The sequence below is a fragment of the Streptomyces sp. NPDC014623 genome (genome assembly GCF_043088245.1).
Classification (GTDB): Bacteria; Actinomycetota; Actinomycetes; order Streptomycetales; family Streptomycetaceae; genus Streptomyces.
On sequence record NZ_JBIBZU010000032.1, the window covers coordinates 41,316 to 48,931 of the forward strand.

The window sequence follows — 7,616 nt, forward strand, 5'->3', positions numbered from 1 at the left end:
GGGGCTCGTGTCTGTTCCACCTCGGGATCGTTAGGCCATTCGGACACGGTCCCAGGCCTACGGGGGGAAGACGGGCGTGGAGGTTAAGGATGTGCACCACGCCTACCGGCGGCGCGCGGTCTTGCAGGGTGTTGACCTTCGGCTACAGGCCGGGACACTGTGCGGGATCGTCGGGGAGAACGGCGCCGGCAAGTCCACCCTGCTGAAGGTCCTCTCCGGCGAGTTGCGGCCCACGCGCGGCACGGTCCGTCACAGCGGCCGGTTCGGTTACTGCCCGCAGCATGTGGTCCTCAATGACGCGCTGACCGTCCGGCAGCACCTGACGTTCTTCCAGACGGCTTACCGCCTGGCCGATGTGCGCTATGCCGAGGAGGTCATGGAGATCCTGGGCTTTACCGGATACGCCGGTGAGCGGGCCGGGGTGCTCAGCGGCGGCACCCGGCAGAAGCTGAACGTGACGCTGGCGCTCATGCACGATCCGCAGGTGTTGCTGTTGGACGAGCCGTATCAGGGCTTCGACTGGGACACCTACCAGCGGTTCTGGGACTTGGCCGCGCGGCTGCGTGATGCGGGACGCTCGGTCCTGGTCGTCTCCCACCTGGCGTACGACACCGAACGCCTGGACGAGCTGTGGCGCCTGGACAGCGGGACGCTGCGTGCGGACCAGGCAGGGGCCGCTGCATGAGGTTCCACCTGACCCGCTTCGCGGTCGCCACCCGGTTCACGCTCCTCGAGCACGGCCGCAACCGGTTCGCCATGATCCTGGTGATCCTGTTCGTCCCGGTGTGGACGACCCTGGCGTACCTGGCGATGCCCGAGACCCCGGCCCGGATGCGGCTACGCGCCACCGGGGAGGCGCTGGCCCCGCACGGCAACGAACTGACCTCGATCAGCGGTGCCCTCAACGCCGTCACCCTGATCACCGGCTTCATGATGTTCGCCGCCACGTTCTCCGGCAGCGGCTTCGACCGCCGACTGGCCATGGCCGGCTACCCCCGTGCCCACCTGGTCCTGGCCAAGGTCACCGCCCTGGCTCTGGTCTCGGCGGCGGTCGCCGTATACGCCACCGCCATCACCTGCCTGGCCTGGACACCCCGCCAGCCCTTCCTGCTCGCCGCCGCCCTGTTCTGCGCCGGACTGACCTACGGCGCCCTCGGCGTCGGCTTCGGGTCGCTGCTGCGCCGGGAAGTCGAGGGGATGTTCGCCATCGTGATGACCAGCATCATCGACCTGGCGCTGCAGAACCCCATCATGAGTTCCGGGGCCGACAACCCGGTCGTGCGCTACCTGCCCTCGTATGGGGCCATGCAGGCCAGCACAGCGGCCGGATTCTCCACCAGCCCGGTCCCCGGGCATCTGGCCATCCAGCTCACCTGGTTCGCCGGTGCCGCCCTTCTCGCCCTGCTGGGCTTCCGTCGCAGCACCCGCAACTGCCTGCCGTCGACCGCCCCCACCTGGCCGCCCGGGCCGGAAAGCAGCAAGGCCGGCCTTCCCGCGCCGCGCCGAGCTGCCACGTCATCGGCTGCGGCGTCTGACAAGGAAGCACACTGAGGTCCCGGTTCCCCGACATGCGTGCCACTACGAAGCCCACCACGACAGACCCCGATGCCACCCTGCTCGCACAGCGAGGGCGGCCCGCCCGCCGCCCGCCAACCGGTGAAGACCCGTCCCTGCGGGCCGCGTACCGGCTGTGCCGGCGCACCACACGCGTGCACGATCCCGGGATCTACGCCCTCATCCAGCTGATGCCCACCGTGCTGCGCCCACCCTCCTGGGCGCTGTGGGCGGCAGCGAGCGTCCTGGATGACCTGGCCGACCAGCGAGATGCGGAGCAAGCCGAACGTGCGGCCCGCGTCGAAGCGTGGACCCAAGCCCTGCAACGCGACCTGACGGTTGGCACCAGCACAGATCCGGTCCGCCACGCCCTGGTGGACACCGCCCTGCGATGGCGTCTGGACCTGTCAAGCCTGCAAGGCGCCGTCACCAGCACACTCGACGACGTCCGTGACCGGCGCTTCGCCGACTGGGCCGAGTGGCGTGCCTGGTGCGAGGCGCTGGTGCCCTGGGTCGACCAGGTACGGCACCTGTTCGAACAGGCCGGAGCTCCGATGACGCTCAGGCTGGACCGGCAACAGGACTACAAGCGGTTCATTGACGGCGCCCAGCTCACCGACATCCTCACCGACCTGGGCGCCGACCTCACCCAAGGACTCCTGCTCCTGCCTCAGGAGGCCCTGGACGCCTACCCCGGCGCGGAAGACGACCTGCGGCAGGGGCGCTGGAGCCCGGCCACAGCGGCTTTGATCCGGGAGTTGACGGCTCTGGCCCGCCAGTGGCTGACCCGGCCCGCGATGACCGCAGGCATGCACCCGGGCGCCGCCACCGTGCTCAACACGGCCGCCTGCCTGATGCGCGCCCAGCTCGATGCCGTCGACGGGGCCGGCCCCACTCTGCTCAAGCGCGCCCCGCGCCCCTCCCTCGTTGCCCGCACTCGCATCCTCGCCCCTGCCCGCCTCCGCTCGGGCCTGGCGTGGAGCCTGACGCCCCTGACCGTCCCCGGGCCGCGACGGCCCGCGGTGACCACGAGCGATCCGAGCCGGGCAGCCGAAGCAGACACCGCCCTCCAGCCCCCACCACCGCACGCAGGCGGCGCCCTGCCCCCGCAGATCATCGCCGACCAGATGCCAGCGCACGTGGCGGTCATCATGGACGGCAACGGCCGCTGGGCCCAGCAGCACGGTCTGCCCCGCCCGGAAGGGCACCGCGCCGGCACCGCCGCGGTCCACGAGATGGTCTACGGCGCCCTGGAGATCGGCTTGCGCCACCTGACCCTGTATGCGTTCTCCACCGAGAACTGGAAACGCGACACCGGGGAAATCACCACCATCCTGGAAGCGATCCGACGTGACCTCGACGACGGCCCCCTCCGCGACCTCGACGTACGCCAGCGCTGGTTGGGCCACCCCGACAAACTGCCCCAGGAGCTCGTCCAGGCTCTCCGGCGTGAGGAGCGCCGCACTCACACCCGCACCGGACTGACCCTGACCGTGTGTATCAACTACGGCGGCCGCGATGAGATCACCCGGACCGCTGCAGCCCTCGCCCAGGCAGCCCGCGCAGGCGACATCGACCCCCACCTCATCGGCGAGGACGACTTCGCCCGCCACCTGCCTCACCCCGACATGCCAGACGTCGACCTGCTGTGGCGCACCGGCAACGAACAGCGCACCTCCAACTTCCTGCCCTGGCAAGCCACCTACGCGGAACTGCACTTCACCCCCGGCTACTGGCCCGACGTCGACCGGCGTGACCTGTGGCAGGCCATCACCGAATACAGCCGACGCCAACGCCGCCACGGCGCCGTCCCTCTCGTTTCTCCCCGAACACCACCAGCCACTCCGCCACGTCCGATGTGACTGTCGGAGCTGGCCCCCCAGTAGTTGGTCAGAGCGGCGCAATCACTTGCCCTGTCGCACTGCGGCTGTCAGATGGTGGGCCGCTGACGAGCCAGGATGCCAGGTCGTTTATGACCGCGGAGGCCCGGGGTTCTCAAGCGACCTGGCTTTTACGGAAGTCTCGTTCGCGAGACAGGCGGGCTCGTAAGGCCGCACAGAGGGTTTGCCGTGCCAGCTTGCAGATAGTCGAGTTGACAGGACTTCAGGAACCTCGAGTCGGTATCGCCGTTGGCGACGTTCTTGCATCGCTGGCGAATCCGGCGCCTGCCTCTCGACTTGTTTCGCATCAGCGCGCACGGGCTGGGATCCAGCCCGCCACCGGTGGCTACGCTCAGTCGCCGGCCAGAGTCCCGCCCAGAGGGGTGCGCTCGTAGCGCACGGATCGGCCAGTCCGCGTCCGCGTGACCAGGCCGGATTCGCGTAGCACGGCCAGGTGGTCGCCGACGGCGCCCAGACTGAGACCCAGCTGGCGGACCAACTGCGTGGTCGTCGCCGGCACCGCGAGCGCCCGCAGCACCTGCGCGCGGTGCGGGCCGACCAGCCGCGCCAGCGCCGCCGCACCGCCCTGCGGGGGCGGCTGCCCGAGCAGGTTCGCGACGCCACGCGCCGGATATACCAGGGCGTACGGCCAGGGCGGCTCGACGTAGCTGATGAGGGTGCCGAAGACGGTCGGCATCAGCAGCAGTCCCTTGCCGTCCAACCGGTGCCGCTCCCACTCGTCCCGGGGGCCGGTGCGCACCTCGATCACACCGTCGGTCCCTTCGGAGCGCCAGCCCACCCGCGGATCCAGGTCGGACAGCGCTGCGGCCCAGCCGTACATGGCGAGATGCCCGGCGCGGTGCACCAGATCGCGTTCCAGCACCGTACGCAGCCGCAGCCAGTCGGGCTCGACCAACGCGTGCCAGGTCGCCTCGATCGCGTCTGAAAGCCGGGTGAGCACGTCCGGGGCGGCCAGGATCTGCTGGACGTGGCGCGGCAGCGTACGCAGCCCGACCAGGTTGCGGGCGATCTCCGCGCGAACCTGGTGCAGCGGGGTCGCCCGCACGGCGGCGAGTTCGACGTGGAAGTCGTCGCTGGGGCTCGAAGGTGGCGGATGGATGAAGTCGGCGTTGTAGTCGCCGTGGCGGAACAGTGCTGTCAGCGCCTCAACCGCGGGCGTCTCGCAGAGCAGCCGCGCGTACCGCGGCGCGATGCGCTCCGCCCAGGGCCGCAGCGGCCCGGCCGGCTGCTTGCCCGCCGCGACCCGCAGCGCGTTCATTGCTTCACCCAGCGGCGAGATCGCGTAGCGGGTGTGCGCCACGTCGGCCGGCCCGACTTCGATGGCAAGCATCTTTCGCCTCCACGCGAAAGCTTAACGCCTCCGCCTGCACCGCCCCGAGACTGCCCCACATGACGACACCCCAGGCCACACCGGCGCGGGCCACCTACCGCGAGGTGTTCGCGGTACGCCAATTCCGCGTGCTGTTCACCGGTTACACGCTCTTCCTCGGCGGCGAGACGGTGAAGATGCTCGCGCTCTCGGTGACCGTCTATGCCGGCACCGGCTCGCCCCTGCTGGCCGCGCTGGCCTACGTCGCCGGTTTCCTGCCCTACGCCCTCGGCGGCACGCTGCTGCTGGCGTACGCCGACCGGTGGCCGCCGCGGGCCGTGATGGTCGGCTACGACCTGGTCCGCGCCGCGGTCGCCGCTGTGCTCGCCGCCGGGCTGCTCTCCCCTACCGCGATGCTGGTGCTGGTGTTCGTCACCGGCATCCCCAGCGCGGTGGCCTCCGCGGCGCGCAGCACGCTGCTGCCCGAACTGCTCGACGGCGACCGGTACGTGCTCGGCCGGGCCGTGTTCTCCATGGCCGCCGGCGGCACGCAGGTGCTCGGCTTCGCCGCGGGCGGGATGCTGATCGCGGCGCTCGGCCCGCACGGCGCGCTCTGGACCACCGTGGCGAGCTGCCTGCTGTCCGCCGTGCTGCTGCGCCTGCGGATGGCCGAGCGGCCGCGCCGCGGCACGGCCGCAGGGTACGCGGTACGCGAGACCTGGCGCGTCAATCGCGAACTGCTGCGCAAGCCGGCGATCCGTTCGCTGCTGCTCGCTCAGTGGCTGCCGCCCGCGCTCATCGTCGGCGCCGAGGGTGTGCTCGTCCCGTACGCCGTCCAGATCGGCATGCCTGACTCGGTCGGGCTGCTGTTCACCGCCGTGGCGCTCGGCATGCTCACCGGCGACCTCGTGATCGGCCGACTGGTCACCCCGGAACGAAGGGAACGGCTGGCCGGGCCGCTAGCATTGCTTCTCGGCGCGCCGCTGCTCGGGTTTGTGCTCTCGCCCGGGCCGGTCACCGCGGCGCTGTTGCTCGCCGTGTCTGGGTTCGGGGTCGCGTACCAGCTGGGGCTGGCCCGGCGTTTCCTGAAGGCAGTGCCGGAGGCGAACCGAGGCCAGGCCTTCGGGCTGGCGCTGACCGGGACCATGACGTTGCAGGGGCTGTTCGCAGCCGGCGGCGGGGCGTTGGGCGAGGTGTCACCGCCCGGCCTGGTCGTCAGCGCGGCGGGCGCGGCGTCCCTGCTGGCCGTATTGGGGCTCTGGCGCGTGCTGGCGTCGCCGGGGGCGTAGCAGCGCATGAGGAGCGGCCGATGTCGGATCCGTACCGGGTGGCAGTGCCGCCCGCATCGCGACGGCCGCCGAGTCCTCGTCCTCCGGCACCAGTGAGGCCACCAGCGTCGTCGCGCTCATCACCACCGCCCGGGGCGCAACCTCCTCCACCGCCCGCCACGAAGCGGCGGCGTCCAGGCCGGCGCCGTGCTGTTCGACCAGTTCCAGCTCCTCGATCAGCACCTTCGCCGCCCGAGCCCCGGTCCGTGACGCCTTCTCCAACTGCGGCAGCGTCGAGAGCCGTTCCTTGTCCGTCGCGCGCTTCACCGTCCTGATCAGCCGGGTGGCCATCAACACCGAGAACAGGTCCAGCGCCTCGTCGATCGCCTTGGCCTCCAAGTGGCGCTTCACCGCGGGGAGCATCGCGGTGAAGCTCCCCCGTTGATCTGGACACGTGGACACTGGGACGGATGGGTCCCAGGGGAAGTAGTTCAGGTTGAGCAAGAGCAACCGCAGCAAGCGGTACACAGAGGAGTTCAAGCGTGATGCCGTCGGGTTGGCGCCGGCCTCTGACATGACGGTCACCGAGGTCGCCCGTGACCTCGGAGTGAGTGCTGAGGGTTTGCGGGGCTGGGTGAAGCAGGCGAAGGCCGACCGCGCCCAGGGCCGGCCCGGTGAGCTGACCTCGGCCGAGCGTGACGAGCTCAAGCGGCTGCGCAAGCAGAACGCCGAGCAGGCCAGGACCATCGAGGTGCTGCGAAAAGCGGCGGTCTTCTTCGCGAAGGAGAGCGATCGATGACCGATGTCTCCCGGTTCGGCGTGGCGGAGAAGACCACCTTCGGTGTCGCTTTCCTGTGCCGGCTGCTGAAGGTAGCCCGGTCCTCCTTCTACGCCTGGGCCGAGGGCGAGGCCGCCCGCCGACGCCGCCAGGAGGCCGACGCCGCGCGGCCCACGAGATCACCGTGCTGCACGTTGCCTCCAAGCACACCTACGGCGTCCCGCACATCCACGCCGAGCTGGCCCGCCTCGGACGCCAGGTCAACCGCAAGCGGGTGGAGCGCATCATGCGCGGGCGCGGCATCGCCGGCGTCACGCGCCGCAGACGCCGCACTCTCACCAGGCCCGCGAAACGGGCGGTGCCAGCCCCGGACCTGACCGGCCGCGACTTCACCGCACCGGTGCCCAAAGTGAAGCTGGTCGGCGACATCACCTTCATCCCCGCCGAGCAAGGCTGGCTCTACCTGGCGACCTGGCGACCTGGCTGGACCTGGCCACCCGAGAGGTCGTCGGCTACGCAATGGCCGACCATCACCGGGCCTCACCGGTCGTCGACGCGCTCACCATGGCCACGGGCCGGAACGACCTCCAGGTCGGCTGCGCCACCCACCCGGACCGCGGCAGCGAATACACCTCGGAAGAACTCCGTTGCCACATACGGTCCTTGGGCCTGCGCCAGAGCATGGGCCAGACCGGATCTTGCTACGACAAAGCCGCAGCTGAGAGCTTCTTCGCCGTCCTCAAGGAAGAGATCGGCATCCGTGTCTGGCCAGACCGGGCCACCGCCCGAGCGGCGATCTTCACCCA

The 7,616-nt window shown here is 70.5% G+C and carries 6 protein-coding genes and 3 pseudogenes; 7 read left to right on the plus strand and 2 right to left on the minus strand.

Going from position 1 to position 7,616, the window contains the following annotated elements:
* Positions 1–76: 76 nt before the first annotated feature.
* The 3 genes from ACF1FZ_RS32960 to uppS are packed head-to-tail and all read left to right on the plus strand — an operon-like array spanning position 77 to position 3,416.
* The gene (locus ACF1FZ_RS32960; protein ID WP_391777054.1) at positions 77–685 is read left to right on the plus strand and encodes an ABC transporter ATP-binding protein; all 609 of its coding nucleotides are present in this window, start codon (positions 77–79) and stop codon (positions 683–685) included.
* Positions 682–1,551 (plus strand): ABC transporter permease, encoded by an 870-nt coding sequence (locus ACF1FZ_RS32965; RefSeq protein ID WP_391777055.1) that lies wholly within the window; start codon positions 682–684, stop codon positions 1,549–1,551. The genes ACF1FZ_RS32960 and ACF1FZ_RS32965 overlap by 4 nt, the downstream gene beginning before the upstream one ends.
* A gap of 17 nt (positions 1,552–1,568) precedes the next feature.
* Positions 1,569–3,416 carry a polyprenyl diphosphate synthase gene (uppS, locus tag ACF1FZ_RS32970; RefSeq protein WP_391777056.1) on the plus strand — a complete coding sequence of 616 codons (1,848 nt, stop codon included), beginning with the start codon at positions 1,569–1,571 and terminating at the stop codon, positions 3,414–3,416.
* A 370-nt stretch (positions 3,417–3,786) separates the two neighbouring features.
* Here uppS and ACF1FZ_RS32975 read toward each other — a convergent pair whose 3' ends face one another.
* Complete coding sequence (locus ACF1FZ_RS32975) at positions 3,787–4,785, minus strand: ArsR/SmtB family transcription factor (protein WP_391777057.1); 999 nt, start codon at positions 4,783–4,785, stop codon at positions 3,787–3,789.
* Positions 4,786–4,844: 59 nt separating this feature from the next.
* On the opposite strand from ACF1FZ_RS32975, the gene ACF1FZ_RS32980 reads away from it, so the two are divergent.
* Complete coding sequence (locus ACF1FZ_RS32980) at positions 4,845–6,053, plus strand: MFS transporter (RefSeq protein ID WP_391777058.1); 1,209 nt, start codon at positions 4,845–4,847, stop codon at positions 6,051–6,053.
* 42 nt (positions 6,054–6,095) lie between these two features.
* Here ACF1FZ_RS32980 and ACF1FZ_RS32985 read toward each other — a convergent pair.
* Positions 6,096–6,461, minus strand: a pseudogene (locus ACF1FZ_RS32985) (Tn3 family transposase); the annotation flags it as partial.
* 67 nt (positions 6,462–6,528) lie between these two features.
* Here ACF1FZ_RS32985 and ACF1FZ_RS32990 point away from each other — a divergent pair.
* The 3 genes and pseudogenes from ACF1FZ_RS32990 to ACF1FZ_RS33000 form a co-directional block, all read left to right on the plus strand.
* The gene (locus ACF1FZ_RS32990; protein ID WP_391777059.1) at positions 6,529–6,831 is read left to right on the plus strand and encodes a transposase; all 303 of its coding nucleotides are present in this window, start codon (positions 6,529–6,531) and stop codon (positions 6,829–6,831) included.
* Positions 6,832–6,886: 55 nt separating this feature from the next.
* Positions 6,887–7,126: pseudogene (locus ACF1FZ_RS32995) on the plus strand (IS3 family transposase); the annotation flags it as partial.
* A 203-nt stretch (positions 7,127–7,329) separates the two neighbouring features.
* Positions 7,330–7,616 (plus strand): annotated as a pseudogene (locus tag ACF1FZ_RS33000) (IS3 family transposase); the annotation flags it as partial.

Coding starts and splice junctions, on each gene's coding strand:
- ACF1FZ_RS32980 (WP_391777058.1), top strand. CDS start 4,845: ATGACGACACCCCAGGCCACACCGGCGCGGGCCACCTACCGCGAGGTG.
- ACF1FZ_RS32965 (WP_391777055.1), top strand. CDS start 682: ATGAGGTTCCACCTGACCCGCTTCGCGGTCGCCACCCGGTTCACGCTC.
- ACF1FZ_RS32975 (WP_391777057.1), bottom strand. CDS start 4,785: ATGCTTGCCATCGAAGTCGGGCCGGCCGACGTGGCGCACACCCGCTAC.
- uppS (WP_391777056.1), top strand. CDS start 1,569: ATGCGTGCCACTACGAAGCCCACCACGACAGACCCCGATGCCACCCTG.